The sequence below is a fragment of the Pseudomonas fluorescens genome, from assembly GCF_012974785.1.
Taxonomy (GTDB): domain Bacteria; phylum Pseudomonadota; class Gammaproteobacteria; order Pseudomonadales; family Pseudomonadaceae; genus Aquipseudomonas; species Aquipseudomonas fluorescens_BT.
This window is the reverse complement of the sequence record NZ_CP027561.1, coordinates 2,167,687-2,193,404: the sequence shown is the minus strand read 5'-3', so window position 1 is coordinate 2,193,404 and position 25,718 is coordinate 2,167,687. Positions and strand designations below refer to the sequence as shown.

The 25,718-nt window shown below is 59.8% G+C and carries 23 protein-coding genes and 4 tRNA genes; 6 read left to right on the top strand and 21 right to left on the bottom strand.

Annotated elements, in window-relative coordinates; all coding sequences use genetic code 11:
* Window positions 1-181 precede the first annotated feature (181 nt).
* The 3 genes from C6Y56_RS09780 to C6Y56_RS09770 all read left to right on the top strand — a co-directional run bounded on the left by C6Y56_RS09780 (window position 182) and on the right by C6Y56_RS09770 (window position 2,434).
* Entirely contained in the window at window positions 182-1,270 is a 1,089-nt protein-coding gene (locus C6Y56_RS09780; RefSeq protein WP_085712019.1) for an asparaginase, read from the top strand.
* Window positions 1,271-1,449: 179 nt separating this feature from the next.
* A complete protein-coding gene (locus tag C6Y56_RS09775; protein WP_169429670.1) occupies window positions 1,450-1,740 on the top strand; it encodes a DUF1654 domain-containing protein in 291 nt (96 codons plus the stop codon).
* 4 nt (window positions 1,741-1,744) lie between these two features.
* Window positions 1,745-2,434 (top strand): endonuclease, encoded by a 690-nt coding sequence (locus tag C6Y56_RS09770; RefSeq protein ID WP_169429669.1) that lies wholly within the window; start codon window positions 1,745-1,747, stop codon window positions 2,432-2,434.
* Window positions 2,435-2,489: 55 nt separating this feature from the next.
* Here the strand turns inward: C6Y56_RS09770 and C6Y56_RS09765 are convergent, their stop codons facing one another.
* Window positions 2,490-3,401 (bottom strand): siderophore-interacting protein, encoded by a 912-nt coding sequence (locus tag C6Y56_RS09765; RefSeq protein ID WP_169429668.1) that lies wholly within the window; start codon window positions 3,399-3,401, stop codon window positions 2,490-2,492.
* A gap of 87 nt (window positions 3,402-3,488) precedes the next feature.
* Window positions 3,489-3,857: an SPOR domain-containing protein gene (locus C6Y56_RS09760; protein WP_169429667.1), complete on the bottom strand. Its 369-nt coding sequence runs from the start codon at window positions 3,855-3,857 to the stop codon at window positions 3,489-3,491.
* A 250-nt stretch (window positions 3,858-4,107) separates the two neighbouring features.
* On the opposite strand from C6Y56_RS09760, the gene csrA reads away from it, so the two are divergent.
* Window positions 4,108-4,302: a carbon storage regulator CsrA gene (gene csrA, locus C6Y56_RS09755; RefSeq protein WP_003179932.1), complete on the top strand. Its 195-nt coding sequence runs from the start codon at window positions 4,108-4,110 to the stop codon at window positions 4,300-4,302.
* Between the two features lie 212 nt (window positions 4,303-4,514).
* Here the strand turns inward: csrA and C6Y56_RS09750 are convergent, their stop codons facing one another.
* A complete protein-coding gene (locus C6Y56_RS09750) occupies window positions 4,515-4,970 on the bottom strand; it encodes a DUF2214 family protein (protein ID WP_169432614.1) in 456 nt (151 codons plus the stop codon).
* 441 nt (window positions 4,971-5,411) lie between these two features.
* On the opposite strand from C6Y56_RS09750, the gene C6Y56_RS09745 reads away from it, so the two are divergent.
* The gene (locus C6Y56_RS09745) at window positions 5,412-5,705 is read left to right on the top strand and encodes a hypothetical protein (RefSeq protein WP_169429666.1); all 294 of its coding nucleotides are present in this window, start codon (window positions 5,412-5,414) and stop codon (window positions 5,703-5,705) included.
* Window positions 5,706-6,008: 303 nt separating this feature from the next.
* Here the strand turns inward: C6Y56_RS09745 and C6Y56_RS09740 are convergent.
* A tRNA-Val gene (locus C6Y56_RS09740) sits at window positions 6,009-6,085 on the bottom strand.
* Window positions 6,086-6,269: 184 nt separating this feature from the next.
* On the opposite strand from C6Y56_RS09740, the gene C6Y56_RS09735 reads away from it, so the two are divergent.
* Window positions 6,270-7,553 (top strand): NAD(P)/FAD-dependent oxidoreductase, encoded by a 1,284-nt coding sequence (locus C6Y56_RS09735; RefSeq protein WP_169429665.1) that lies wholly within the window; start codon window positions 6,270-6,272, stop codon window positions 7,551-7,553.
* A 51-nt stretch (window positions 7,554-7,604) separates the two neighbouring features.
* On the opposite strand, the gene C6Y56_RS09730 is transcribed toward C6Y56_RS09735, so the two are convergent.
* The 17 genes from C6Y56_RS09730 to C6Y56_RS09650 form a co-directional block, all read right to left on the bottom strand.
* Window positions 7,605-8,576 carry an XdhC family protein gene (locus tag C6Y56_RS09730; protein WP_169429664.1) on the bottom strand — a complete coding sequence of 324 codons (972 nt, stop codon included), beginning with the start codon at window positions 8,574-8,576 and terminating at the stop codon, window positions 7,605-7,607.
* 2 nt (window positions 8,577-8,578) lie between these two features.
* On the bottom strand, window positions 8,579-9,814 hold the full coding sequence (locus C6Y56_RS09725; RefSeq protein WP_169429663.1) for a cytochrome c: 1,236 nt from the start codon (window positions 9,812-9,814) through the stop codon (window positions 8,579-8,581).
* Between the two features lie 2 nt (window positions 9,815-9,816).
* Window positions 9,817-10,356 carry a (2Fe-2S)-binding protein gene (locus tag C6Y56_RS09720; protein WP_039771584.1) on the bottom strand — a complete coding sequence of 180 codons (540 nt, stop codon included), beginning with the start codon at window positions 10,354-10,356 and terminating at the stop codon, window positions 9,817-9,819.
* A complete protein-coding gene (locus C6Y56_RS09715; protein WP_169429662.1) occupies window positions 10,349-13,180 on the bottom strand; it encodes a xanthine dehydrogenase family protein molybdopterin-binding subunit in 2,832 nt (943 codons plus the stop codon). Before C6Y56_RS09715 ends, C6Y56_RS09720 begins: the two co-directional genes overlap by 8 nt.
* A 422-nt stretch (window positions 13,181-13,602) precedes the next feature.
* Window positions 13,603-13,679, bottom strand: a tRNA-Asp gene (locus tag C6Y56_RS09710).
* Between the two features lie 93 nt (window positions 13,680-13,772).
* A tRNA-Asp gene (locus C6Y56_RS09705) sits at window positions 13,773-13,849 on the bottom strand.
* A 55-nt stretch (window positions 13,850-13,904) separates the two neighbouring features.
* A tRNA-Val gene (locus C6Y56_RS09700) sits at window positions 13,905-13,980 on the bottom strand.
* A gap of 90 nt (window positions 13,981-14,070) precedes the next feature.
* Window positions 14,071-14,847 carry an SDR family oxidoreductase gene (locus tag C6Y56_RS09695; protein WP_169429661.1) on the bottom strand — a complete coding sequence of 259 codons (777 nt, stop codon included), beginning with the start codon at window positions 14,845-14,847 and terminating at the stop codon, window positions 14,071-14,073.
* Window positions 14,844-16,055: an O-succinylhomoserine sulfhydrylase gene (locus C6Y56_RS09690; protein WP_169429660.1), complete on the bottom strand. Its 1,212-nt coding sequence runs from the start codon at window positions 16,053-16,055 to the stop codon at window positions 14,844-14,846. Before C6Y56_RS09690 ends, C6Y56_RS09695 begins: the two co-directional genes overlap by 4 nt.
* Before the next feature lie 80 nt (window positions 16,056-16,135).
* Window positions 16,136-17,641, bottom strand: coding sequence for an amidophosphoribosyltransferase (gene purF / locus C6Y56_RS09685; RefSeq protein ID WP_007956466.1), 1,506 nt, complete (start codon window positions 17,639-17,641; stop codon window positions 16,136-16,138).
* 41 nt (window positions 17,642-17,682) lie between these two features.
* Window positions 17,683-18,243 carry a CvpA family protein gene (locus tag C6Y56_RS09680; RefSeq protein ID WP_169429659.1) on the bottom strand — a complete coding sequence of 187 codons (561 nt, stop codon included), beginning with the start codon at window positions 18,241-18,243 and terminating at the stop codon, window positions 17,683-17,685.
* Window positions 18,244-18,341: 98 nt separating this feature from the next.
* Complete coding sequence (locus C6Y56_RS09675; protein ID WP_169429658.1) at window positions 18,342-19,022, bottom strand: SPOR domain-containing protein; 681 nt, start codon at window positions 19,020-19,022, stop codon at window positions 18,342-18,344.
* A complete protein-coding gene (folC, locus tag C6Y56_RS09670) occupies window positions 19,006-20,313 on the bottom strand; it encodes a bifunctional tetrahydrofolate synthase/dihydrofolate synthase (protein ID WP_169429657.1) in 1,308 nt (435 codons plus the stop codon). Before folC ends, C6Y56_RS09675 begins: the two co-directional genes overlap by 17 nt.
* Window positions 20,310-21,230, bottom strand: a complete 921-nt coding sequence (gene accD / locus C6Y56_RS09665) for an acetyl-CoA carboxylase, carboxyltransferase subunit beta (RefSeq protein WP_169429656.1) — start codon at window positions 21,228-21,230, stop codon at window positions 20,310-20,312. The genes folC and accD overlap by 4 nt, the downstream gene beginning before the upstream one ends.
* A 191-nt stretch (window positions 21,231-21,421) precedes the next feature.
* A complete protein-coding gene (locus C6Y56_RS09660) occupies window positions 21,422-22,036 on the bottom strand; it encodes a phosphoribosylanthranilate isomerase (protein WP_169429655.1) in 615 nt (204 codons plus the stop codon).
* Window positions 22,037-22,100: 64 nt separating this feature from the next.
* Window positions 22,101-22,925 carry a tRNA pseudouridine(38-40) synthase TruA gene (truA, locus tag C6Y56_RS09655; RefSeq protein WP_169432613.1) on the bottom strand — a complete coding sequence of 275 codons (825 nt, stop codon included), beginning with the start codon at window positions 22,923-22,925 and terminating at the stop codon, window positions 22,101-22,103.
* A gap of 150 nt (window positions 22,926-23,075) precedes the next feature.
* Window positions 23,076-25,715: a FimV family protein gene (locus tag C6Y56_RS09650; RefSeq protein ID WP_169429654.1), complete on the bottom strand. Its 2,640-nt coding sequence runs from the start codon at window positions 25,713-25,715 to the stop codon at window positions 23,076-23,078.
* Window positions 25,716-25,718: the final 3 nt, after the last annotated feature.

The following is a 25,718-nucleotide window of genomic DNA, read 5'->3' as shown; positions in this document are numbered from 1 at the left end:
TAGGCGATTCTCGCCAATCAAAAAAATATTGATATAAATCATAAGGTTAAACATTTCCCTAAAGCACAGTACGGCTGGTACAGATCCTGCTCCCCTACTGCACCCCTGGCATTCAGATCGGCCCGGGGCGCATCTAGATGAACCTGCAATCAGCACCGTCTCACTACTAGAGAGAAAAATAATGAAATCTGCTTTCAACACATTGGTTCCGGGCGCTTTGGCCCTGTTGCTGCTCCTGCCCTCCGCCCTTCAGGCAAAAGAAGTCGAAACCCAGACCAAACTGGCCAACGTGGTGGTTCTCGCTACAGGCGGCACCATTGCCGGCGCCGGCGCCAGTGCGGCCAACAGCGCTACCTATCAGGCAGCCAAGGTGGGTATCGAACAATTGATCGCCGGCATCCCCGAGCTGAGCAAACTGGCGAATGTGCGTGGCGAGCAAGTCATGCAGATCGCCTCGGAAAGCATCACCAATGAAAACCTGCTGCAACTGGGTCGCCGCGTATCCGAGCTGGCCGACAGCAAAGACGTCGATGGCATCGTCATCACCCACGGCACCGACACCCTGGAAGAAACCGCCTACTTCCTGAACCTGGTAGAGAAAACCGACAAGCCGATCATCGTTGTCGGCTCGATGCGCCCCGGCACCGCCATGTCGGCGGACGGCATGCTCAACCTGTACAACGCCGTCGCCGTCGCCAGCAGCAAGGAAGCCCACGGCAAAGGTGTACTGGTCACCATGAACGATGAAATCCAGTCCGGCCGCGATGTCAGCAAAATGATCAACATCAAGACCGAAGCATTCAAAAGCCCATGGGGCCCGCTGGGCATGGTGGTCGAAGGAAAATCCTACTGGTTCCGCCTGCCAGCCAAGCGCCACACCATGGATTCGGAATTTGATATCAAGAACATCAAGAGCCTGCCTGACGTAGAAATCGCCTACTCCTACGGCAATGTCGGCGATACAGCCTACAAGGCCCTGGCCCAGTCCGGCGCCAAAGCGATCATCCATGCTGGCACCGGCAACGGCTCGGTGTCTTCCCGTGTCGTCCCGGCCCTGCAGGCCCTGCGCAAGGATGGCGTTCAGATCATTCGATCTTCCCACGTCAACGCCGGAGGTTTCGTTCTGCGCAACGCCGAACAGCCTGACGACAAGTACGACTGGGTCGTCGCTCACGACCTGAACCCTCAGAAGGCTCGCATCCTGGCGATGGTCGCCCTGACCAAAACCAACGACAGCAAAGAACTGCAGCGGATGTTCTGGGAGTACTGATTCAGCCTCGCCCGGCCGAGTCTCGGCCGGGCAACTCTTTCACCACTCGCCACCCTGGCGGGTGGTGCAATTACCTACACCGCCCTCGCTCCCTTCCTGCACAAATATTTCGGATGAGCCACATCAAAACCGGAAAACCGCTGTCAGAGGATTTTCTTGATTTTTAAGCAGTTGCGAAAATGCTTACAGTTAAATACTGTATGCACGTACAGCTTAATAAGGATAACCTCGTGGCCACTTCCTCTGACGCTCCCGATGCTTACGAACGCATGGGTATGCGCGTTCAAAAGATCATCAACTCCCCCACCGCACAAAAAGCCAAAGCCGCTCTGATCTTCCGCCTCCCGGATGAACCGATGGATGCATGGGAACGCCTGCTGGAAGAGATCGACGAGAACGACAACGTCACCCTCGCTTATCGCGACGATGGTGGCGTGCAGATTTTCTGGGTTGTACCGAAGGAAGATTGACTCAATGATTGTCCGTTTGCTTGCTGTGCTTTTGCTGTTCATCTCACTTGGCGCCCAGGCCGGCGCACCCCGCACGTTTACCGAAGCCAAGAAGGTCGCCTGGAAGTTGTACGCCCCACAATCCACCGAGTTCTATTGCGGCTGCAAATACACGGGCAATAAGGTCGACCTGGCGGCTTGCGGTTACGTTCCGCGCAAAAATGCCAAGCGTGCCTCCCGGATTGAATGGGAACACATCGTCCCGGCCTGGGAGTTCGGCCATCAGCGCCAATGCTGGCAGGAAGGCGGACGCAAGAATTGCACACGCTACGACCCTGGCTACCAGAAAGCCGAAGCCGACCTGCACAACCTGGTACCGAGCATTGGCGAGGTCAATGGTGATCGCAGCAACTTCAGCTACGGCTGGCTACCGGTCGAAAAAGGTCAATATGGCTCATGCCTGACCCAAGTCGATTTCAAGGCGAAAAAGGTCATGCCCCGTCCTTCGATTCGCGGCATGATCGCCCGCACTTACTTCTATATGAGCAAGCAATATGGCTTGCGACTGTCGAAGCAGGATCGGCAGTTGTATGAAGCCTGGGACAAGACGTACCCAGTGCAGGATTGGGAACGCCAGCGCAATCAGAGCGTGGCGTGCGTGATGGGACGCGGCAACGAGTTCGTCGGACCGGTCAACCTGAAAGCCTGCGGCTGATTGTTCGCACATAATGAAAAGGCCTCGCGCTTCACGCTCGAGGCCTTTTTTGTGGTCAGCTGCCGGGCTTGTTGTAACGCCAGTAACCCATCAGATTGAGTGATTCACGAGGAATACCGCGCTCCTTGATCAGGTATCTGCGCAAATTCATGACTGCAGCCGATTCACCGGCGATCCAGCCATAGAATCCTTCCGTGGCGGCTTCAGCGATTTCCCAGAGGATCTCCTGATCGACATCAACGTCGGCCAACTCCACCGCCTTGGCGACGAGTGATGTGTCGACGGGCAATGCAGCCTTTCGCACCGCCTCTACCATCAGCGCCCCGGCCACTGTGGTGCCGGCCTGCTCGCGAATCAGCCACTGCACCGACAGACCTGGCCAGTCAGGCACCGCAAGCATGTCCGCCGCGCTGTCGACCTCCAGAAACACTTGGGCCGGAGGTGGATCCGCAAGTACCGCCAATTCATCGAGAATCCCCATCGCCGCAGGCAACGCAGTCGAGTCGGCAACCAGTAAAAGGTGCCTGAGCAACTGCGGAGGCTTCCATTCAAAACCACCCGCCTCGCTCGCCGAGTACCGGCTATCAGGCGCCAGGATCTGCATCGGCTCACCCGGTTGCGCTCGCAAGGCCCAGCGAGAAGCAGGGCCGGTTTCGCCATGCAGAACAAAGTCGATGTCGACCTCACCCTGATCGGCTCGCAAGTGGCGGATGGTGTAGGTACGCATCGCCGGGCGTCGGTCTGCCAGCATCGAGCGCAAACGAGCGTACCATCCCTCATCCTGAGAGAGCCTGGCGAGAGAGCCATCCGGCGCCGGGAAGAACAGTTTGACTCGCTGATCAGGAGCCCAGGTAGCCATTTCGCTGACTGCCGAGCCGGCGAGAGTGATCCGCATGAGGTGCGGACTGAGCTGCTGCTTGTGTCGCAATACAACGTCGAACAACTTGTAAGGACTGGCGGAGGCCATGCGGAGCTCCTTCTGAGCATCGTCGGTGACTCCAGTAAAAACGAATCACACCGGACACCCTTTAGTCAGCTCCGCCGAAAGGAACGTTTACTGCGCTGCGCTGCGCTCGATCACAAGTGTCTCGATGTTCTGCTTTTTCGCCTTGACCAGTGCAGCGTTCACATCGGCCTGTTTCGCTTCGGCTTCGGCTTTGGAATTGAATGGCCCCAGCAGGATCCGGGTCTTTCCGCTGGGATCCTTGATGACATTGGCGATAAACGCATGCTCGATCAACCAGCCGCTCAGATCACTTACGGCTTGAGGTGTTTCGCCGCGCACCTCCAGATCCCACTGCGGTCCGGATACTGTCGCAGGCGTTGTCACCGCTACCGTTTTTGATTTTTGCGTTTCCACGCTCTTGCCTTCACCACATCCTGCCAATGCCAGTGCTGCGACCACACAGACCAATTTGCGCACAACGCTTCCCTCTGTTTTTTTGAAACGGCGATCTTAGCATTCACGAATACTTTCAGAGCCCCGCAAAATGGGCACAAAACTACGAGATTGATGGTTGCCGCACCTGTATAGTTACGCGCTGGGAATTAATGCCACGTCTGCGCGTCAGAAAGAGGCACCCAAACCGTGAGACTTCGCACTAATCTATACGTACCACCGACCTCTGCACTGTCTGAATCAGGTGCCCTACAAAGCAATCAAGGAGAAGACCATGCTGATACTCACCCGCAAAGTCGGTGAAAGCATAAACATCGGTGATGACATTACCATCACCATTCTCGGCGTAAGCGGCCAGCAGGTTCGCATCGGCATCAACGCGCCAAAGAACGTTGCCGTACACCGTGAAGAAATTTACCAGCGCATTCAGGCCGGCCTGACCGCTCCGGACAAGCCACAAACCCCCTGAGCCCCGTCGTAGTCAGTAGCCAGTTCGTTCACCTTCGCGTAATGACTGGCTAAAGAACCGAGCGCCGTTTTGCCACCCCCACCTCCCTGGTGACGGCGCAGGCCATACAGACTCCCTTGCTGCACGTCTTCTTTTTTCGCTACCGATACTAACCATGATCACAATGGTTGGCTGTCGGACGTTTCCGAATAGAAGCCAGGAATCGTGCCAACCTAGCCGAATGTCACTCCCCGTGCCATCCCGGTGGCTGCCATCACCATCAGCACCAGCAACAGCGCTTCAGCATGACTGATCCGCGCAAAGACTTTTGCACGCCCGCTATCGAACGAGGTGCCGCGGCCCCTGGCTATGCGCCATTTGATCAGCGTAATCATCGGAGCCAATTCCAGAACCAGAATCAGCACAAGCAGTGTCATCTTCACGTGGAACAGCGGTTGGTGCAGATAATAGTCGGCACCCTTTTCATACCCGCCAAAGGCTCGCATGCCACCGCTCACCAGCAGCACCAATGCCGATATCCCCCACAGATTATCCGCGAGCAATACCCGCCCGACATCACCACCCCCGGCAGCCAGACGACTGAATGCCGTGCCGCGGGTCAATACAGCCCAGAATCCCAGGGCGAACGCCAGTAGATGAACCGCTGCAAGAAACCAATGAACGAGCATTGTAGAACTCCCGTCAGACTGAGATTGAAATCGGCCAGACAGTAGTAGTCGATAATGTATGGTTTTGCCCGGCAGCGCCCATGGCGGGCAATGCATGCCAGGAGCAAGGGCAGGATGGCGATTGAAGGAGGCAAATCGCAGGCAAAAAAAATCCCAAGCAGCTGATGGAAGCTTGGGATTTAAAAATGCATAAACCGTGGTGGTGAACGCGGGGCGGATACTACTGATTTTTTCAGTATGTAACAACGTATTTTTGATAACCGGTTGGTTCAATAAAATCGTAAGCCTTTCAATATCCACACTATTTTTATGGTCGTCGAGATCTCGAAGATCAAAAAGTCATTTCAGGAAAGACCCCTCATACAAAACAGAAAAGGCCTACATTCTCATCAGGTGATCTGACGTAAAAAGCCCGAATTCTTATTTCCAATGGAGTTTTGGGTGACTCAACCATTCGATGGCATGAACAGAAAGGCCATAACCAATACGCACCACACGATACGATATGTCAGGAAGCTAGCTAGAGCGCTGAAGCGGATTGCAGGGCTGGAAAGCGCCAAACCATGCGCAACGCCTGTTCGAATGTATCGGGAAGAGTTTGAACACAGCCTGAAAAATCTGAACGGCTTGATGAGCCTCCCTCGATTACCGAGCGGGGAATACGCCGATCCACACACTCAAGCGTCATGGATTCAATGGAAAAACGACGAACAACAAAAAGACCTCAATTTATAAACCTCTGAAAATCCATCGCCAGTTCGCAGATCAATCTCACCATCCGCCGCCAGGATCGCCCTCCACCACGCGTCCAAGTAACTTCCCGCAGGAATACATCCAGGCATTGCCGAGGCACGCGGACGAGAAGATGACGACGCACTACCAGGAGGGCACGGCGACAGGACGATCGAGTACGTGAGGTGGGCGCCGAATTGGCGCTCCGAGATGGGGTTTTGCAAAAGTTTTGCAAATCGCAGGCAACAAAAAAGGGCCCACCTTTCGGTGGCCCCTTCCAGACCGCCCAGCAGAGCGGATTTTGTTTGGTAGGCGCGATTGGACTCGAACCAACGACCCCCACCATGTCAAGGTGGTGCTCTAACCAACTGAGCTACGTGCCTGCTGTGAGGCGGCATTCTACGGAATTCCGGAGGGGTGTCAACACCTTTTTTTCACCTAACCCTATGAATATGCAAAATATTTAATTTCGACCCGCCGCAAGAAGATTTCCCGGTGGCTGGCGGAGGTTTTTCAACTGGGGTAGGATCGCCGCACTCGTAAAATATATTAAACAGAGGCTGCAGGATGGCGAACACCCCTTACCCAGAGTCTTATTACGCTGCGTCGGCCAATGCCGTACCACCACGTCCAGCCTTGCAGGATGATGTGGAGACGGATGTCTGTGTGATCGGCGCTGGTTATACGGGACTTTCCTCGGCCCTTTTCCTGCTGGAAAACGGTTTTCGCGTGACCGTGCTGGAAGCCGCCAAGGTCGGTTTCGGCGCTTCGGGACGCAACGGCGGGCAAATCGTTAACAGCTACAGCCGTGACATCGATGTGATCGAACGCAGCGTCGGCCCGAAGCAAGCTCAGTTGCTCGGGCAGATGGCGTTCGAGGGCGGCCGGATCATTCGCGAGCGAGTCGCCAAATACGATATCCAGTGTGACTTGAAGGACGGCGGCGTATTCGCCGCCCTCACTGCCAAGCAGATGGGCCACCTGGAATCACAGAAGCGCCTGTGGGAGCGTTTCGGACACACCCAGCTCGAGCTGCTGGATCAGCGCCGTATCCGTGAAGTGGTCGCCTGCGATCAATACGTCGGCGGCATGCTCGACATGAGCGGCGGTCACATCCACCCGCTGAATCTGGCACTCGGCGAAGCCGCTGCCGTGGAGTCTCTGGGCGGCACCATCTATGAACAGTCACCGGCCGTGCGCATCGAACGTGGCTCCAACCCGGTCGTGCATACACCAAAGGGCAAGGTCAGGGCCAAATTCATTATCGTCGCCGGCAACGCCTATCTCGGCAATCTGGTGCCGGAACTGGCAGCCAAGTCGATGCCGTGCGGCACCCAGGTCATCACCACCGAGCCACTGGGCGATGACCTGGCGAAATCTTTGCTGCCGCAGGATTACTGCGTCGAAGACTGCAACTACCTGCTCGACTACTACCGCCTCAGCGGCGACAAACGCCTGATCTTCGGCGGCGGCGTGGTGTATGGCGCGCGGGATCCGGCGAACATCGAAGCGATCATCCGCCCGAAAATGCTCAAGGCATTCCCGCAGCTCAAGGACGTGAAGATCGACTACGCCTGGACCGGCAATTTCCTGCTGACCCTGTCGCGTCTGCCTCAGGTCGGGCGCCTGGGTGACAACATCTATTATTCCCAGGGCTGCAGCGGCCACGGCGTGACCTACACGCACCTGGCCGGCAAAGTACTGGCCGAGGCGCTACGTGGACAAGCCGAGCGCTTCGATGCGTTTGCCGACCTGCCGCACTATCCATTCCCCGGTGGGCAACTGCTGCGCACACCGTTTGCCGCACTCGGCGCGTGGTACTACGGATTACGCGACAAACTCGGTTTCTGACGCGCAAAAAAAGGGCCGCTGAAAAGCGGCCCTTTTTACATTCAGCACGGATTACAACTGATCCCGCGCAATCCCGCTACGAATCCGCAGGATATCCGCGAGCACTGCCAAAGCAATTTCCGACGGTGTCTTGCTGCCAAGGTTAAGACCGATCGGCGCATGAATCCGCGCCAGCTCACCCTCCCCCAGACCGCCAATCCGCCGCAAACGCTCGAAACGCTTCTGTGACGTCTGCAGCGAACCCATCACGCCAATGTAGAACGCTTCGGTACGCACAGCTTCCATCATCGCCAGATCATCGATGCGCGGATCGTGGGTCAACGCCACCACCGCCGTATCACGGTGACAGCCACCATCGGCGATGAACACCGACGGCAATTGCCGGCGGATCTCCACGCCATTGAGCACCACGCCCTCCAGCACCTCCTCACGCGGGTCGCAGAGAATCACTTCGAAGCCCAGACCAACCGCGAACTCCGCACAGGCCTGCGCCACGCTGGAATAGCCAGCCAGCAGCAAACGCTGGGCAGCCCCGATACGGATCCGCACCCGGTCGATTTCACGCTCGATCCGCGCCCCCTGCTCACGATCCGTAAACAGGCTACGCACGCCCGTGGTCAGATCGACCTCGCGAATCAACCGGCGCTGCCCCAGCAACGCCGATTCGAGTTCACGCAGATACGCCTGCACATCGCAGTCGGCGTCAAATTTCTCTACCAGCACGTCGAGAATGCCGCCGCACGGCAGGCTGACCCGCGAACGCGGTTCATCACCTTCGCCATAACGCACGACATTGATTGCATCAAGAAATGCACCTTCGGCGACGCGCTCGAGAAAGTCTTCCTCGACACAGCCACCGGACAGCGACCCGATCCACTGCCCGCCGTCGTTCACCGCCAGCATCGAACCCGGCGCGCGAGGCGCCGAACCGTAGGTCGTCAGCACGGTGCAGAGCCAGATGCGTTGCCCCGCCGTCGACCATTCCAGCGCCCGGCGCACAACCTGCAGATCGAGATGCTGCATGATCAGTGCGCCTTGTACTCGATGGATGGCGCATCAGCCCGAAGCTTCTGCACATCGCTGACCGCCAGCTCGGCCGACTGACCACCCCACCCCTGACGCAGGTAGTTCAGCAGATCGGTCAGTTGTTCAGCACCGAGCTTGTCGGCAAAACCGGGCATCGGCTGCATGCGTTCGAATCCGGCGAATTTCTGCTCGCCGATACCGTCTTCGATCACTCGAACCAGATTGCGTGGATCTTCCAGACGCAGCGTGGTGTTGCCGCGCATGGCCACCGCAATATGCGGCTTGCCTTCACCACCGACCGCGTGACAGCCGGCGCAGACGTTCAAGTATTCCTGACGACCGCGTTGAGCGCTGACACTGAGTTTTTCCACCGGCATTTCGGTCAGCTCTTTCGCCGCCGGAGGCTTGTCGCCGAGCAGGAAGGTTGCCATTGCTGCCAGATCCGGATCATTCAGGCCCTGAGTGCTGTTGTGGAACACCGTAAACATCTCGTTGAACATCGTGCCCTGGGCACTCATGCCGTGCTTGAGGAACGTGCTCAGGTCCTGATGATTCCAGCCGCGCGCCGCCAGATCCGTCGCCAGCAGACTCGGCGCCAGGTAACCGTTGAGGATGCCGCCGGTCAGGCGCTTGTCCAACTGCATCGCGCCAGGCAGGCCACGTGGCGTATGGCATTCGCCGCAATGGCCGAGCACTTCGACCATGTACTGGCCGCGCTTCCAGGCGTCGCTTTTGCCTTCGGCCGGCTCCAGCTTCAAGGCTTTGCCGTACATCATGTTCCAGCCCATCAGACCCGGACGCACGTTGAACGGAAAGCTCAGGCTCGTCACCGGGGCTGCACGCTCGATCGGCTCGATGGTTTTCAGATACGCGTGAATCGCATCCGAATCCTCACGCGGCATCAAGTGATACGAGGTGTACGGCATCGCCGGATACAGGTTGGCGCCGTCACGACGCTTGCCTTCGGTGAGTGCCGCGAAAAACTCGTCATCGCTGTACAGGCCGATGCCGTGCTCCTTGCTCGGCGTGATATTGGTGCCGTAGATCGTGCCGAACGGCGACACGATTGGCAGGCCGCCAGCAAACGGCGCGCCCCCGGGCGCCGTGTGGCACGCCATGCAGTCGGCCGCGCGGGCGAGGTATTCGCCGCGCTTGACCTGATCATCCGCATGGGCCGCGAGCACAGGCACGGCAAAACCGACCGCCAGGGTCAGGCGGGTCAATAAACGCTTCATGCTTAACCCTCCTTGACCAGGCCGAGATCGGTCAGCACGTTGCGGGTGGCGTTGTAGTAACGCACGTACCCGGTGCAACGGCAGATGTGATGGCCGAGGCTGTCCTCGATGACTTGTTCCAGCTTGCTTTTGACGATCGGCTGGCGCTGCAGCTTTTCCACCAGCACGGTCGCGGCGTTGACGAAGCCCGGTGCGCAGTAGCTGCACTGGAAGGCGAATTCATCAACGAAACGCTGCTGGATCGGGTTCAGCTCGGTGACCTGGCCTTGCTCGTCACGCTTGGCATGGCCTTCGATGGTGCGGACCTTCTTGCCCTCAAAGTAATGCGCGCCGGTGATGCAGGTGCGCACTTCTTCGCTGGTGCCGTCCGGGTTGTCGACGATCACCACGCAGGCGTGGCAGATGCCTTGGCCGCAGCCCAGGCGCGAACCGGTGAGGTTCTTGTATTCGTGCAGGTAATCGATCATCGGCAGGTCATCAGGGATGTCCACCGGACCGACGGATTGACCGTTGAGGGTCAGTTGAAGCGGACGGTTAGCCATTGAGGGCCTCCTTGATGCGCGCAGCAGTGATTGGAAGATCGCGGACACGTTTGCCGATGGCGTGGGCCACGGCGTTACCGATGGCGCCGACCACCGGGATCATCACCACTTCGGCGATGCCTTTGGACGGGTCGCTTGGCGACAGCGGCGGCAGGATTTCCGACGTCTGCTTCCACACCGCCACATGGCGCGCCATCGGCAGGCGATAACGGTTGAAGTTCCAGTCACCCTCCCCCGGGCCGCCCTCGTACAGCGGCATCTCTTCCATCAAGGCGTGACCGATGCCCATGGCGATCCCGCCTTCGAGCTGGCCACGAACCAGTTCCTCGACCAGCACCCGGCCGCATTCCAGCCACGAGTGATGGTTGAGCACTTCGACTTCTGCCGACCCTTTGTTGACCTTCAACTCGACCAGCGTTGCGACCGGGCTGTAATAGGTCACGGCGGCGTTGTTCAACTGAACCACCGGATAGGCGATGTTCTGCCGATCCAGCAAATGGAAACCGGCGCTGGTCATCTGTGCCTTTTTCGCTTTTGGCGCACCATCACCGTATTTCACCGCCAGACCGTCGAGCGGAAGACGCTCGCGCACGCCGTCGATGCTGTATTCGGCTTCGGCCCAGCTCCAGCGGTTGAAACCGTGAACCGTGGCGCCGGTGACCAGACCGCGCTCGTGGGCACGCTTGGCCAGCTCTTCAAAGCTCAGTGGCTGCATGCCGTTGGCGGTCAGTTTGCCGTCGACCCAATGCGCGTCTTCGCGGCGCACCACGTAGGGGTTGGCCTGGCCGCCGTACGGGCCCTGACGCCAGATCTCCAGCGCCGCCGGCCACAGACCGTGATTGAACAGCACGCGCGCCGCTTCACGGGTGGCGTGGCTGAAGTAGTAGGCGGAGTTGGTCGCGGACGAGGCCGACGCCAGTTTGCCGACCCAGCGCGGGTTACGCAGGAAGTTGTCCTGCTCGGCCTGGCTCATGATGTAAGGGTTGCCGGCGGTGACCAGTTGCATTTCCTTCCATTCGGTTTCGCCGGTCTTCACATCATGCGCCGGGCTGCCGAGGAAATCGGCGACCACCAGGGCTTGCGAAGTGGACATGCCGGTGCCGATCTCGATGCCGATATGACGCAGGGAAATGCGCCCTTCAGCGGTGAATTCGATGCTGGCCATCGGTGCTTCGGAACCGGTGCCAAAATCTTTCTGGCAAATGGCGAAACCCACGCCATACCAGTTGTCCGGATCCGCCGCTTCACGCTGTTTCTTGATAGCGTCGCGGTTTTTCCAGACTTCGTGCAGCGAAGCCTTGTCGAGAATCTCGTGCAGGCGCAACGCACCGGCCGGGATCGCGCCCTGGGTATTTTTCATCCCGGAACGCAGCGCGTTCTTGCGACGTAGATCGATGGCATCGACACCGAGGCGGTCGGCGATTTCGTCGACCATCATTTCGGTGGAGGCCATGCTCTGCAGCGTGCCGTAGCCGCGCATCGAACCCGCTTCAACGGCGCGAGAGTGGTAAGCGGTAACCTGCAAGTCGTTCTGCGGCATGTAGTAGATCGACTGCGCCGCCGTAGCGCCAACGGCCGCTACCGACGGGCTGTAGTTGATCCGACCGCCACCGTCGACGCTCATCTCGGCGCGGAAAATCTTGAAGCTGTGATCGGTCTTGTCTACTGCCAACTGATAGCGAATATCGAACGGGTGGCGCTTGATACCGCTCTGGAACTGCTCGTAACGGTCGTTGGCCAGGCGAATCGGCACACCTGCGCCGTACAACGCCGCCAGGGCCGCGTAGTAGACGAAAATGTTGTGGTCCTTGGAGCCGTAGCCGACGGTGTAACCCGGATGCATGTTCAGGTTGGCCAGGCCGAAACGCGACGGCGAGATCATCTTCGCGGTCTCGGTTGCCGCTTCCAGCGGGCACTGGGTGGCGACGACGAAATGCAGGGTCTTGGTGGCTGGGTCGTACCAGCCGTTGCCGTTGTCCGGCTCCATCGCGGCCGGTTCGATCGACGGGGTCTTGTAACGCTCGTCGAACACCAGCCAGTTGTCCGGCGGGGTGTCGATCTCTTTCTTCATGCGGTCAGCGTAGAACAGGCCGCGCTCGGTCAGGTTGCCATGCAGGTTCGGCTGGGAATTCCACACCGGGCGACGGTTTTTGAGCATCGGGAACAGGATCGAATCCTTGAGGCTGGCGAACTCGTCTTCGTCCGCCGAGGTCGGGCCACCGACGCGCACGTAGCGGAAGCTGCCATAGGGATCGCCTTCGTAGAACGGCACTTTTGCACCGTAACGAATCGCTTTTTCATTGAATTTGAGCTTGTTCTTGGCCTGACGGAAACGCTCGAAGTCGTTCCAGATAAGGATCGCAACCGGGTGGCCGATGAACATCGGCACCTTGCCTTCCGGCAGCAGGGGATCCGGCGCGTGCTCTTCGGGGAACACGATGCCGTCCTTGTCCAGGTCGGCAGCGGTGACGATGCAGTCAGGCTGCAGATCGGCGCCGAGCCACGACAGATCATAGCCTTCGTAAATGCGGTCGGCCTTGATGGTTTTCAGCAGCATGGCGTGACCTTGCTGCTGGGGCCAGCCCGGCATGTCCTTGGAGCGGATGTCGCGGGCAAACACCTTGCTGCCGCAGACCTTGGACAAGGCATCGTTACGCTGGCGCGCCTTGCCGTTGTTGCCGAGCCACTGCTCGGACGGCACGGTCACGCTGTTTTCCATCAAGGCAGCCAGCGCCTGACTGCTGAGCGGCGTGAGCGTAACGCTCACACCCGCCACCAGCCCGCCCTGAAGGAACGAGCGCCGGGATATTTCACGGTTGGACATGGATCATCCTCTGGACGGTTATGGATCCGCCCTTCTGGTTATCTACTGGGAATCTCGAGTCTTGCAGAAGCCCTTTTTGACGAAGCAAAGGGCGTGATGACAGTGCAAAGCTGACCGAAAGGTTAACTTTATAGGTTTCTGAGCTCGCAGCAAACAACCAGTTACAAAAATTTGACCAAAGAATCAAAAATCAATGCGACATCGCATCGCAGCAACCCATGGACGCAGGGGAGATTGCCGGGCGGTATAAAACGAGCCAAGGCTTACGCTCGTTGCTGGACAACAAAGGAGGAATGTGGGGGAGGTCAAATTTCAGACACAAAAAACCCCGGTCTTTCGACCAGGGTCTTTGCTATCGATGCCGAATCAACCAGAGGTTGCTTTCGGTGTTTCAAGGCGTTCAGTGGTCCTTGAAACAGATATGGCGCAGCGGACGGGACTCGAACCCGCGACCCCCGGCGTGACAGGCCGGTATTCTAACCGACTGAACTACCGCTGCGTATCGCTTTGAGCTGATGCTCAAGTAACTCGTTTGACTGAAAGCTTCGGTGCTTTTCAATCACGAACCAGACAGTGTCTGACTCGTTGAATATGGCGCAGCGGACGGGACTCGAACCCGCGACCCCCGGCGTGACAGGCCGGTATTCTAACCGACTGAACTACCGCTGCGCGTCGGTGCAGGCACTTTCAGCCTACGCTCTTGTTTACACAAGTATCTCGGGAGTGGTGGGTGATGACGGGATCGAACCGCCGACATTCTGCTTGTAAGGCAGACGCTCTCCCAGCTGAGCTAATCACCCGTTTGCATCTCCGAGGCCGCGAAATTTACGCAGGTAGCGAACCTAAGTCAATAGCAGGATTGAAGTTTTTCTCAAAAAGACAAAAACATGTCATTCCGAGTAAATCATCTTCTTGGTCATGCCGCCGTCGACCACGAATTCCTGCCCCGTCACAAACCCTGCATTTTTCGACAGCAGCCAGGCCACCATCGCCGCCACATCCTCGACCGTCCCTACCCGGCCCGCCGGATGCTGAGCATGGTCGATATCGGTCAGCGGCTCCGCACGCCGCGCAGAGGGATCCCGCGCGTCGATCCAGCCCGGACTGACCGCGTTGACCCGAATCTCGGGCCCGAGGCTGATTGCCAGCGCATGAGTCAACGCCAGCAAGCCGCCCTTGCTCGCCGCATAGGCTTCGGTATCGGGTTCCGATTGCGCCGCACGGGTCGAGGCCAGATTGACGATCGCCCCGTTGTGCGCCCGCAGATACGGCGCGCAGTGCTTGGCCAGCAACATCGGCCCACTGAGATTCACCGCCAGCACCCGATTCCAGTAGGCCAGATCAAGGCTTTCCAGGGTGATGTTGTGCGGATCGGCCACCGCCGCGTTGCACACCAACGCATCCAGACGACCGAACTGCCCCAGCACTTCGGCAACGCCAAGCGCCACCTGACTTTCATCCGCCACATCCATGGCGATAAACCAGGCGTTTTCGCCGAGCACCTTCGCCACCTTGGAGCCCCGCGCCCGATCCAGGTCCGTCAGCACCACTTGCCAGCCTTCGCTGATCAGCCACGCCGCGATCCCCAGACCGATACCGCGAGCGGCACCCGTGACCAGCGCAACGCGGCCATGAGTGCCCGTCTTGGGAGTGGACAATTCGATCACAACGCCGCCAGACCGCGCGCCAGGTCGGCTTGCAGGTCAGCGACGTCTTCCAGACCGACCGCAATGCGGATCAGGCTGTCACGAATCCCCGCCGCTTCACGCTCCTGTGGCGCCAGACGCCCGTGGGAAGTAGTGCTCGGGTGAGTGATGGTGGTTTTGCTGTCACCCAGGTTGGCGGTGATCGAGATCAAACGGGTCGCATCGATAAAGCGCCAGGCGCCCTCTTTGCCGCCCCTGACCTCGAAGCTGACGACCGCACCAAAACCTTTCTGCTGACGCTGGGCCAGTTCGTGCTGCGGATGACTCTTGAGACCGGCGTAATGCACTTTCTCGATGCCGTCCTGCTGCTCCAGCCACTCGGCCAGTTGCTGTGCGTTGGCACAGTGCGCCTTCATCCGCAGGTTCAGGGTTTCCAGGCCTTTGAGGAAGATCCAGGCGTTGAACGGGCTCAGGGTTGGCCCGGCGGTACGCAGGAAGCCTACGATTTCCTTCATCTGCTCGCTGCGACCGGCCACCACGCCTCCCATGCAACGGCCCTGGCCATCGATGAACTTGGTGGCCGAGTGCACAACAATGTCTGCACCAAGCTTCAGCGGTTGCTGCAAGGCAGGCGTGCAGAAGCAGTTGTCGACCACCAGCATCGCACCCTTGGCGTGCGCGATTTCCGACAGCGCGGCGATATCCACCAGCTCAGCCAGCGGATTGGACGGCGACTCGACAAACAGCAATTTGGTGTTGGATTTGATCGCTGCGTCCCATGCCGACAGATCGGCCAGCGGCACGTAATCGACTTCCACGCCAAAACGCTTGAAATACTTCTCGAACAGGCTGATGGTCGAACCGAACACACTGCGCGACACCAGCACATGATCGCCAGCACTGCACAGGCTCATCACCACCGCCATGATCGCGGCCATGCCAGTCGCCGTGGCAACTGCTTGCTCGGCGCCTTCCAGCGCAGCAATGCGCTCTTCGAACGAGCGAACGGTCGGGTTGGTATAACGCGAGTAAACGTTGCCTGGCACTTCCCCGGCAAACCGTGCTGCGGCGTCGGCGGCGGTACGGAACACGTAGCTGGAAGTGAAGAACATCGGATCACCGTGCTCGCCTTCCGGCGTACGGTGCTGACCGGCACGTACGGCCAGGGTATCGAACGCTACGCCTTCGAGGTCGCTGTCCAGCCGACCGGCATCCCATTCCTGACTCATGCTGTCACTCCTTGCCCTGTTCTCGATAAATAAAAGTCTTTTGCCAGATACAAAACCGGCCCCTAAGGGCCGGTTGAAACTCAGTTGTTGTACAGATCGATGATCGCACTGACCGCCTGGGTCTTGACCTTCGAGGCATCGTTGCGTGCCTGTTCGATCTTGTTCAGGTAAGCCTCGTCGACGTCGCCGGTGACGTATTTGCCATCGAACACCGCGCAGTCGAAGTTTTCGATCTTGATCTTGCCGCCACCGACCGCTTCGATCAAGTCAGGCAGGTCCTGATAGATCAGCCAGTCTGCACCGATCAGATCGGCGACATCCTGGGTCGAACGGTTGTGGGCGATCAGTTCGTGAGCGCTCGGCATGTCGATGCCGTACACGTTCGGGAAGCGCACAGCCGGAGCCGCCGAGCAGAAGTAGACGTTTTTCGCGCCGGCTTCGCGGGCCATCTGGATGATCTGCTTGCAGGTGGTGCCGCGAACGATCGAGTCGTCCACCAGCATCACGTTCTTGCCGCGGAATTCCAGCTCGATGGCGTTGAGCTTCTGGCGTACCGATTTCTTGCGCGCGGCCTGGCCGGGCATGATGAAGGTACGGCCGATGTAACGGTTCTTGACGAAGCCTTCGCGGAATTTCACGCCCAGGTGGTTCGCCAGTTCCAGCGCGGCAGTGCGGCTGGTGTCCGGGATCGGGATGACCACGTCGATGTCGTGCTCAGGACGCTCGCGCAGGATCTTCTCGGCCAGTTTCTCACCCATGCGCAGACGGGCCTTGTAGACCGACACGCCGTCGATGATCGAATCCGGACGCGCCAGGTAGACGTGTTCGAAGATGCACGGGGTCAGGGACGGATTGGTCGCGCACTGACGGGTGTGCAGCTTGCCGTCTTCAGTGATGTAAACCGCTTCGCCTGGCGCCAGGTCGCGGATCAGGGTGAAGCCGAGCACGTCCAGCGAAACGCTTTCGGACGCGATCATGTATTCGACGCCTTCGTCGGTGTGACGCTGGCCGAACACGATCGGGCGGATGCCGTGCGGGTCACGGAAACCGACGATGCCGTAACCGGTCACCATCGCCACGACGGCGTAACCACCGACGCAACGGTTGTGCACGTCGGTCACGGCGGCAAACACGTCCTCTTCGGTCGGTTGCAGCTTGCCGCGCTGGGCCAGCTCATGGGCGAACACGTTGAGCAACACTTCCGAGTCGGAGCTGGTGTTGACGTGACGCAGATCGGATTCGTAGATCTCTTTGGCCAACTGTTCAACGTTGGTCAGGTTGCCGTTGTGCGCCAGGGTAATGCCGTAAGGCGAGTTGACGTAGAACGGCTGCGCCTCGGCCGATGTCGAGCTGCCAGCAGTCGGGTAACGGACGTGGCCGATACCCATGTGGCCGACCAGGCGCTGCATGTGACGCTGTTGAAACACGTCACGCACCAGGCCATTGTCCTTGCGCAAGAACAACCGGCCATCATGGCTGGTCACGATACCGGCAGCGTCCTGGCCGCGGTGCTGGAGCACGGTTAGCGCGTCATACAGCGCCTGATTGACGTTCGACTTACCGACGATACCGACGATGCCACACATGCGACGCAACCCCTACTTAATGGATCTGAACTGAACAACACTCACTGAGGCGTTTTGGCCGACGGCAAGAGTTGCTCCTTGAACGGAATATCAGCGGGTACGCTGATTCCGCTGGCAAGCCACTGACTGCTCCACCCGAGAATCAGGTTTTTGGACCAGTCTGCGACCAATAGAAACTTTGGCACGAGCTGTGATTCTTTCCACCACCCGTCCTGCTGTACCGGCCCCAGGCTCAACAGCCCGACCGCCACGACCACCAGCAACACGCCACGCGCAGCGCCGAAGGCCATGCCGAGGAATCGATCGGTCCCGGACAACCCGGTGACGCGAACCAACTCGCCGATAAGATAATTGATCATTGCGCCCACGATCAGTGTGGCGACAAACATGATGGCACAGCCCGTGATCACACGAGCCGATGGAGTTTGAATGTATCCGGCGAGGTACTCGGACAGTGAGCCACCGAACATCCAGGCAACAGCTCCTGCGATGATCCAGGTCACGAGCGACAACGCTTCTTTGACGAAGCCGCGGCTCAAACTGATCAATGCGGAGATGGCGATGATTACAACGATCGCCCAGTCAACCCAGGTAAATGGCACAGTGCAGCCTACAGACGGATAAGGCGGCGCATTTTAGCAGAGCGCATGGCTGTCGGTAAGCTGCGATTGTCAGTGCATTTCAATCGGGGCGATAGATTTCAGCCACGCTCGGGCTGGAAGCGCACCACAAACCCCTTGAGGTTTTGCTGGCGGCTCAACAGATCACGCAAACGATCGGCTTCGGCGCGCTCGATCAGCGGACCGACGAACACCCGATTCTTGCCATCGGCCGAACGGATGTAGGCGTTGTAGCCCTGACTGCGCAACGTTTTCTGCAGGCTTTCGGCGCTGGCGCGGCTCGACAGACTGGCCAGTTGCACCGACCAGCTCACCGAAAGGCCGTTGGCGTCGACGCGACTTTGAGTGGTATCCGGTTTGGCAGACAGTGCAGCGATTGGCTGCGTCGGCGCTGCGGCAGGTTTGACCACGGGAGCCGGCGCAGGTGCAGGTGCAGGTGCAGGTGCAACTGCGACTGGCTTGGCTACCGGCGCTGGAGCCGGCGCCGCTGGCGCAATCGGCGCCGCTGGCGCAGTCTGCTGGGCAACTTCGTCATCGCTCGGCACAGGCTCTTGCGGCAGAACCTGAGGCTCAGGCACGGCCACTGTCTCCATCTGGATCTGCGCCACAGCGGGCGCCTGCGGTGCAGCCGGCGCTTCGACGATCACCTGACGCTGTTCATCCTGACGGGAAAACAGCATCGGCAGGAAAATCACCGCCAGCGCTACCAACACCAGGGCACCGACCATGCGCTGCTTGTACGCTTTATCCAGCAAAGCCATTTGCCGCTTCCTCCGTGGAGCACCGAGACAGCCATTCAAGGGCCTCGGCGACACAATAAAATGATCCGAACAGCAAGATCTCGTCGTCGCTGGTGGCCACTGCGCACTGCCCTTCCAGAGCGGCCGCCACGCTGTCATAAGACGTGACCGACGCGCCAAGGTTCTGCAATGCAACATTCAATTCAGCCACCGGACGCGCACGCGGCGAATCCAGTGGCGCCACCGCCCAATGCTGGACGCTGGCATTCAATTCACCGATGACGCCGTCCAGATCCTTGTCCGCCAACAGGCCGAACACAGCCAGGCGTTTGCCGACCGGCGGGTGAGCGGCCAGTCGCCGCGCCAGATACTCCGCTGCATGCGGGTTATGACCAACATCCAGCAGCAGATTCAGACGCTTGCCGTTCCATTCGAACGAACGACGATCCAGGCGACCGACGACGCGAGTCGCCTGCAAGGCCGCAACAATCTGCCCTGCATCCCATGGCAAACCGAGCAGCAGATAAGCCTGCAACGCCAACGCAGCGTTTTCCATCGGCAGGTCGAGCAAAGGCAAATCACGCAGCTCTACGACCTGACCCTCAGCATCGGTACCACGCCACTGCCAGAACTGATCCGTGATACCCAGATCGAAATCGCGCCCGCGCAGAAAGAACGGGCAAGCAAGCTCGCGCGCCTTGTCCAGCAGGGGTTGCGGAGGATTCAGATCACCGCACAGCGCAGGTTTGCCCTGGCGGAAAATCCCGGCCTTCTCGAAGGCCACGGATTCGCGGGTATTGCCCAGGTAATCGGCATGATCGACACCAATACTGGTGACCAGTGCGATGTCGGCATCGACCACGTTGACCGTGTCCAGACGCCCGCCCAGCCCGACTTCCAGCACCACCGCATCGAGTCCGGCCTGCTGAAACAGCCAGAACGCCGCCAGCGTGCCCATTTCGAAGTAGGTCAGAGACGTCTCGCCACGCCCGGCCTCGACCGCCGCGAAGGCTTCGCACAGCTGCGCATCAGTGGCTTCGACGCCATTGAGCTGCACCCGCTCGTTATAACGCAGCAGGTGCGGAGAATTGTAGACACCAACGCTCAGGCCCTGCGCCCGCAGCAGCGAAGCCACGAAAGCGCAGGTCGAACCCTTGCCGTTGGTGCCGGTGACCGTAATCACCCGAGGCGCCGGCTGGCCCAGCCCCATGCGGGACGCTACCTGTTGCGAACGCTCCAGCCCCATGTCGATGGCCGAGGGATGCAACTGCTCAAGGTAGGCGAGCCACTCGCCAAGGGTGCGCTCGGTCATACGTTGGCAGGCACCGGCGGAACGACGATCGGCTCGATCGGCGCAGCAACGTAGGTTGGCGTCGGCTTGCCGGTCAGTTGTGCCAGCAGGTTACCCAGACGCGGACGCAGCTCGCGACGGTCGATGATCAGGTCGATTGCGCCGTGCTCCAGCAGGAATTCGCTGCGCTGGAAGCCTTCCGGCAGTTTTTCACGCACTGTCTGTTCAATCACCCGCGGACCGGCGAAGCCGATCAGAGCCTTAGGCTCGCCGACGATCACGTCGCCCAGCATCGCCAGACTGGCGGAAACGCCGCCGTAGACCGGGTCGGTCAGAACGGAGATGAACGGAATGCCTTCTTCACGCAGGCGCGCCAGCACGGCCGAGGTCTTGGCCATCTGCATCAGCGAGATCAGGGCTTCCTGCATGCGCGCGCCACCGGAAGCGGAGAAGCAGACCATCGGGCAACGGTTTTCCAGGGCGTAGTTGGCGGCGCGCACGAAGCGCTCACCGACGATGGCGCCCATGGAACCGCCCATGAAGCTGAATTCGAACGCCGAAACCACGACAGGCATGCCCAGCAGGGTGCCGCTCATGGAAACCAGTGCGTCTTTCTCACCGGTCTGCTTCTGGGCAGCGACCAGACGGTCCTTGTACTTCTTGCCGTCGCGGAATTTCAGACGGTCAACCGGCTCCAGATCGGCGCCCAGTTCGGCACGGCCTTCGGCGTCAAGGAAGATATCGATACGCGCACGTGCGCCGATGCGCATGTGGTGGTTGCATTTAGGGCAAACGTCCAGGGTCTTTTCCAGCTCCGGACGATACAGCACGGCCTCGCAGGACGGGCATTTGTGCCACAGGCCTTCAGGCACCGAGCTCTTCTTGACCTCCGAACGCATGATCGAAGGGATCAGCTTGTCTACCAACCAGTTGCTCATGCTTTCTTTCTCCAGTACCGGCGGCCCGAACGCTCTGGTTCGCGGCCCCGCGTATGCCCTTCAGCTAAATTCATGTGTGGCGATGATCGATGGATTGCCGGGTCAGCGGAACTGACCTGCGTACAACCCGAAAAGACCCTCAGCCTCTTTTCTACAGAGCTGTGGACGGCGGCAGTCTGCCAGCCGTCACATCAACGTACGGCGTTGATGAACGCCCGAATCTTTGCGTGATCCTTGATGCCCTTGCTCGCCTCTACTCCGCCGCTGACGTCCACGGCATATGGCCGCACTCGGGCGATGGCCTCAGCGACGTTCTCCGGCGTCAGGCCGCCGGCCAGAATCAACGGTTTGCTCAAGCCTTGCGGAATCAATGACCAGTCAAACGCCTCGCCGGTTCCGCCTGGCACGCCTTCGACATAAGTGTCGAGCAACACGCCACTGGCGCTCGGGTAGGCATCGCAGGCAGCGGCAATGTCATCGCCCGCCTTGACCCGCAAGGCCTTGATGTACGGCCGGTGCCAGCCTTCACACTCGGCGGCGGTCTCGTCGCCGTGGAACTGCAGCAGATCCAGCGGCACGGCATCGAGGATTTCCCCGAGCTCGCAGCGGCTGGCATTGACGAACAGCCCGACCGTGGTCACGAACGGCGGCAATGCGGCGATGATCGCCCGCGCCTGCTGCACGGTCACCGCCCGGGGACTTTTAGCGTAGAACACAAAACCGATGGCATCGGCCCCTGCCTCGACGGCTGCCAACGCATCTTCCATGCGGGTAATCCCGCAAATCTTGCTGCGAACGGCCGACATGTCGATAAGAACCTCAAGGCAAATCCGGGAAAGTCCCGGATGGTAACAAATGCACTCGAGGGCGTCAGCCGTCAAGTTCCGAGAAACCCGTAAGGAAATGTGGCCCGATGAAGCGCTCGGGCAACGGGAACTCGTCGTGGTACTCGACCTGTACCAGATACAGCCCGAACGGATGCGCCGTAACCCCGCCGGAACGCCGCTCGCGGCTCTCCAGCACTTCTTTCATCCACTCCGGCGGCCGCTCCCCGGCGCCGATCGTCATCAACACCCCGGCGATGTTGCGCACCATGTGGTGCAGGAAGGCATTGGCGCGGATGTCCAGCACGATCATTTTGCCGTGACGGGTCACGCGCAAGTGATGCATCTGCTTGATCGGCGACTTGGCCTGGCACTGGCCGGCACGGAAAGCGCTGAAATCATGGGTGCCGATCAGGTACTTCGCGGCCTCGGCCATGCGCTCGACATCCAGCGGGCGGTGATTCCAGGTGATTTCTTCGTTGAGATGCGCCGGGCGGATCTGATCGTTGTAGATCACGTAGCGATAGCGTCGGGCAATCGCCTTGAATCGCGCATGGAAATGCGCCGGCATGACCTTCGCCCAACTGACGCTGATGTCGTGGGGCAGATTGATATTGGCGCCCATGACCCAGGCTTTCAGCGAACGGTCGACCTGAGTGTCGAAATGCACGACCTGCCCGCAGGCATGAACGCCGGCATCGGTGCGTCCGGCGCATTGCAGCGATATCGGCGAATTGGCGACCTTCGACAAGGCTTTTTCCAGGGTTTCCTGCACGGTGAGCACACCGGTGGACTGACGCTGCCAGCCGCTGTAGCGCGAGCCCTTGTATTCAACGCCCAGGGCGACGCGGAAAAAGCCTTCGGGGGCCATTTCGGCGGCCGGATTATCTATGTTTGCCAAGTCGGTACAGCCTGCTGATCTACAAAGGCGGGCATTATAAGGCGGCGGGACGGGGAAACCAGACCCAAACAAAAACGGCAGCCTCATGGGCTGCCGTTCTGTTTACCGCTGAACGCCGACTCAGACCAGATGCGAAAGCATTTCGCTCGCTTCGCTCTTCTGCTTGTCGTTGCCCTCGCTGATGACTTCATTGAGGATGTCGCGCGCGCCATCGTTGTCGCCCATGTCGATGTAGGCCTGCGCCAGATCGAGCTTGGTAGCGGCTTCGTCGGTGCCGGACAGGAAGTCGAAGTCATCCTCACCCAGATCATCACCCAACGCAGCATCAGCTTCGGTGAAGCTTGGCTCGTTGATGCTGCTCGACAGGCGATCCAGCTCGGCATTGACGTCGTCCAGCTCGGCGGCGAACGCATCCGGCTCGGCTGGCGCAGCGTCCATTTCGTCTGCCAGGGACAGGTCGAAGTCGGCTGGCAGCTCCAGATCGTCTTGCGGCACGTCGGCCACGGTTGGAGTTTCGACCAGCGGCAGATCCTTCACGCCTTCGTCCAGATCCAGCAGGAAATCATCGTCTGCCAGCTCGACCGGTGCAGGCGCAGGGTCTGCACCGAGGTCCAGATCCAGGTCGAAGTCGGAGAGGTCGTCGAGGTTTTCCTTGATGTCGGTTTGCTGCTGCAGCACCGATTCGAAGCTCAGATCGTCGTCCGATGGAAATTCGTCGAGTTCGACCGGCGCTTCCGGCTCGACAGCCGCCACAGGTTCTACTGGCGTGATGTTGTCGAGATCGTCGAGGCTCAGGTCGAAAGCGCTGTCCAGATTGTCATCTGCCGCAGCAGAAGCAGCTGGCGCCTCAGGCTCGTCCAGCAGCAGCTCCTTGACATATTCCGCGTCCAGCTCGGCGGCAATGGCTGCTGCCGCCAGACCGCTGGCCGCGACGACCGCCATGGCCGGGAAGCGGCTTTTCAGCTCTTCGACCTTGGCGAAGTTGTCGCCATTGGCAACCAGTTGGCGTTCCTGAGCGACGAACGCATCGCGATCACCCTGGCGACCGTAGACTTCCATCAGCTTCAGACGCAGATCACTGCGCTGCGGCTCCAGGCTCACGCCCTCCTCCAGCAACGCGGCGGCTTGATTCAGACGACCGCCGTCGATGTGCGACTGCGCCTTGTCCAGGACGTCGTCGGAACGCTCGGCAGCCGGCGCCACCAGCGGCGCGGCGATTGGCTCGGCCATCACCACCGGAGCCACCACAGGAGCAGGTGCCGGGGCTGGAGCCGCTGCGGGTGTGAGTTTGACGCTTGCCGCCGGCACTTCCAGGCCCTCGAAGCTGTCTTCAGGCAGATCGAGTTCAGGCGAGAACGACTGCTCCTCCAGGGCGCGGGCCATGCGCAGGTGTTTCTCGGCTTCCTGTTGCGCCTTGCGGCGACGGGCCAGCAGCAACAGCAGAAGCAGGAACACCACCGCACCACCACCGACCAGACCCAGCAGGATCGGGTTGGTCAGCAGTTCGTTGAAGGTTTTGTCTTCGTCGGCAGCAGGCTTCGGCTCGACCACTGGCTCAACCGGTGCCGGTGCGGCGGCTTCAGGCGCAGGTGCCGCCTGGGCCGGAGTCGCCGGCGGAGTCGCAGCCAGTTCTGCAGTAATGGCCGGAACCGGCGCAACGGCTGGCGCAGCCGCATCAGCTGCCGGCGCCGGGGTTGCGCCCGGACCTTCAGCCTGCATTTTCGCCAGTTGATTGTTCTTCAGCTCAATCAGGCGTTGCAGTTTGTCCAACTGGCTTTGCAGATCAGCCATTCGGCTTTTCAGTTCCGCATTGTCACGACGGGTCGTGTCGAGGCTTTCCTGAGTCACGGCCAGTTTGTTGCTCAGAGCCTTGGCATCGCCGGCCGGGCCCTTGCCGCGCGCCTTTGCGCTTTCGGCGGACACCAGGCTCAGGTTGTCCTTGGCGTTTTGCGCAGCACCAGTATTGGCGCGGCCACGATTGGTCGCATCGAGCTGCTGCTGACCGGTGCCAGGCTTGGCCACGTAACGACGGCCCTGACGCCAGGCTTCGTTCTGCGCGGCCACTTCGGCAATCGCTTTGGACTGTGGCAGCGCGGTGCTTTGCACTTGATCCGGCAGACGCAGCACCTGACCGGTTTTCAGGCGGTTGATGTTGCCGTCGATGAATGCGTCAGGGTTCAGCGCCTGAATCGCCAGCATGGTCTGCTGGATCGATCCGCCAGTGCGCGCCTTCGCCGCGATTTCCCACAGGGTGTCACGGGGCGTGGTGGTGTGGGTCGAATGCGTTGCACCCGTGGTCGGCGCGGTGATGGTTTGCGCTGGCGCGGATTGAGCGGCGGCATCAGCGGTCTGCGGCGAGAACTTCGACGGATCCAACAGCACGCTGTAATCACGCAGCAGACGGCCGTTCGGCCACATCACCTGCACCAGGAATTTCACCATCGGTTCCGACAGCGGCTTGCTCGAGGTTACGCGCAGCACGCTTTTGCCGCTGGCGTTGAGCACCGGGGTGAAGGTCAGATCATTGAGGAAGGCCTGGCGATCGACGCCGGCCTTGGCGAAATCTTCCGGCGAGGCCAGGCTCGGCACCACTTCGGCAGCGGTGAGATCCTTGACATCGAGCAGCTCGATTTCCGCCACCAGCGGCTGGTTCAGGGTCGACTTCAGGGTCAGCTCCCCGAGCCCGAGGGCATGCGCCATACCGGAGGACAGCGCCGAGGCGGCCGCTATTGCTAACACCAGTTTGCGAACTTGAACCATAGC

Bases quoted from the DNA above. Each gene is read 5' to 3' on its own strand.
- C6Y56_RS09780 (WP_085712019.1), top strand. From the start codon at position 182: ATGAAATCTGCTTTCAACACATTGGTTCCGGGCGCTTTGGCCCTGTTG.
- C6Y56_RS09775 (WP_169429670.1), top strand. From the start codon at position 1,450: ATGCTTACAGTTAAATACTGTATGCACGTACAGCTTAATAAGGATAAC.
- C6Y56_RS09770 (WP_169429669.1), top strand. From the start codon at position 1,745: ATGATTGTCCGTTTGCTTGCTGTGCTTTTGCTGTTCATCTCACTTGGC.
- C6Y56_RS09765 (WP_169429668.1), bottom strand. From the start codon at position 3,401: ATGGCCTCCGCCAGTCCTTACAAGTTGTTCGACGTTGTATTGCGACAC.
- csrA (WP_003179932.1), top strand. From the start codon at position 4,108: ATGCTGATACTCACCCGCAAAGTCGGTGAAAGCATAAACATCGGTGAT.
- C6Y56_RS09750 (WP_169432614.1), bottom strand. From the start codon at position 4,970: ATGCTCGTTCATTGGTTTCTTGCAGCGGTTCATCTACTGGCGTTCGCC.
- C6Y56_RS09735 (WP_169429665.1), top strand. From the start codon at position 6,270: ATGGCGAACACCCCTTACCCAGAGTCTTATTACGCTGCGTCGGCCAAT.
- C6Y56_RS09730 (WP_169429664.1), bottom strand. From the start codon at position 8,576: ATGCAGCATCTCGATCTGCAGGTTGTGCGCCGGGCGCTGGAATGGTCG.
- C6Y56_RS09725 (WP_169429663.1), bottom strand. From the start codon at position 9,814: ATGAAGCGTTTATTGACCCGCCTGACCCTGGCGGTCGGTTTTGCCGTG.
- C6Y56_RS09720 (WP_039771584.1), bottom strand. From the start codon at position 10,356: ATGGCTAACCGTCCGCTTCAACTGACCCTCAACGGTCAATCCGTCGGT.
- C6Y56_RS09715 (WP_169429662.1), bottom strand. From the start codon at position 13,180: ATGTCCAACCGTGAAATATCCCGGCGCTCGTTCCTTCAGGGCGGGCTG.
- C6Y56_RS09690 (WP_169429660.1), bottom strand. From the start codon at position 16,055: ATGAGTCAGGAATGGGATGCCGGTCGGCTGGACAGCGACCTCGAAGGC.
- purF (WP_007956466.1), bottom strand. From the start codon at position 17,641: ATGTGTGGCATCGTCGGTATCGTCGGTAAGTCGAACGTCAATCAGGCG.
- C6Y56_RS09675 (WP_169429658.1), bottom strand. From the start codon at position 19,022: ATGGCTTTGCTGGATAAAGCGTACAAGCAGCGCATGGTCGGTGCCCTG.
- folC (WP_169429657.1), bottom strand. From the start codon at position 20,313: ATGACCGAGCGCACCCTTGGCGAGTGGCTCGCCTACCTTGAGCAGTTG.
- accD (WP_169429656.1), bottom strand. From the start codon at position 21,230: ATGAGCAACTGGTTGGTAGACAAGCTGATCCCTTCGATCATGCGTTCG.
- C6Y56_RS09660 (WP_169429655.1), bottom strand. From the start codon at position 22,036: ATGTCGGCCGTTCGCAGCAAGATTTGCGGGATTACCCGCATGGAAGAT.
- truA (WP_169432613.1), bottom strand. From the start codon at position 22,925: ATGGCCCCCGAAGGCTTTTTCCGCGTCGCCCTGGGCGTTGAATACAAG.
- C6Y56_RS09650 (WP_169429654.1), bottom strand. From the start codon at position 25,715: ATGGTTCAAGTTCGCAAACTGGTGTTAGCAATAGCGGCCGCCTCGGCG.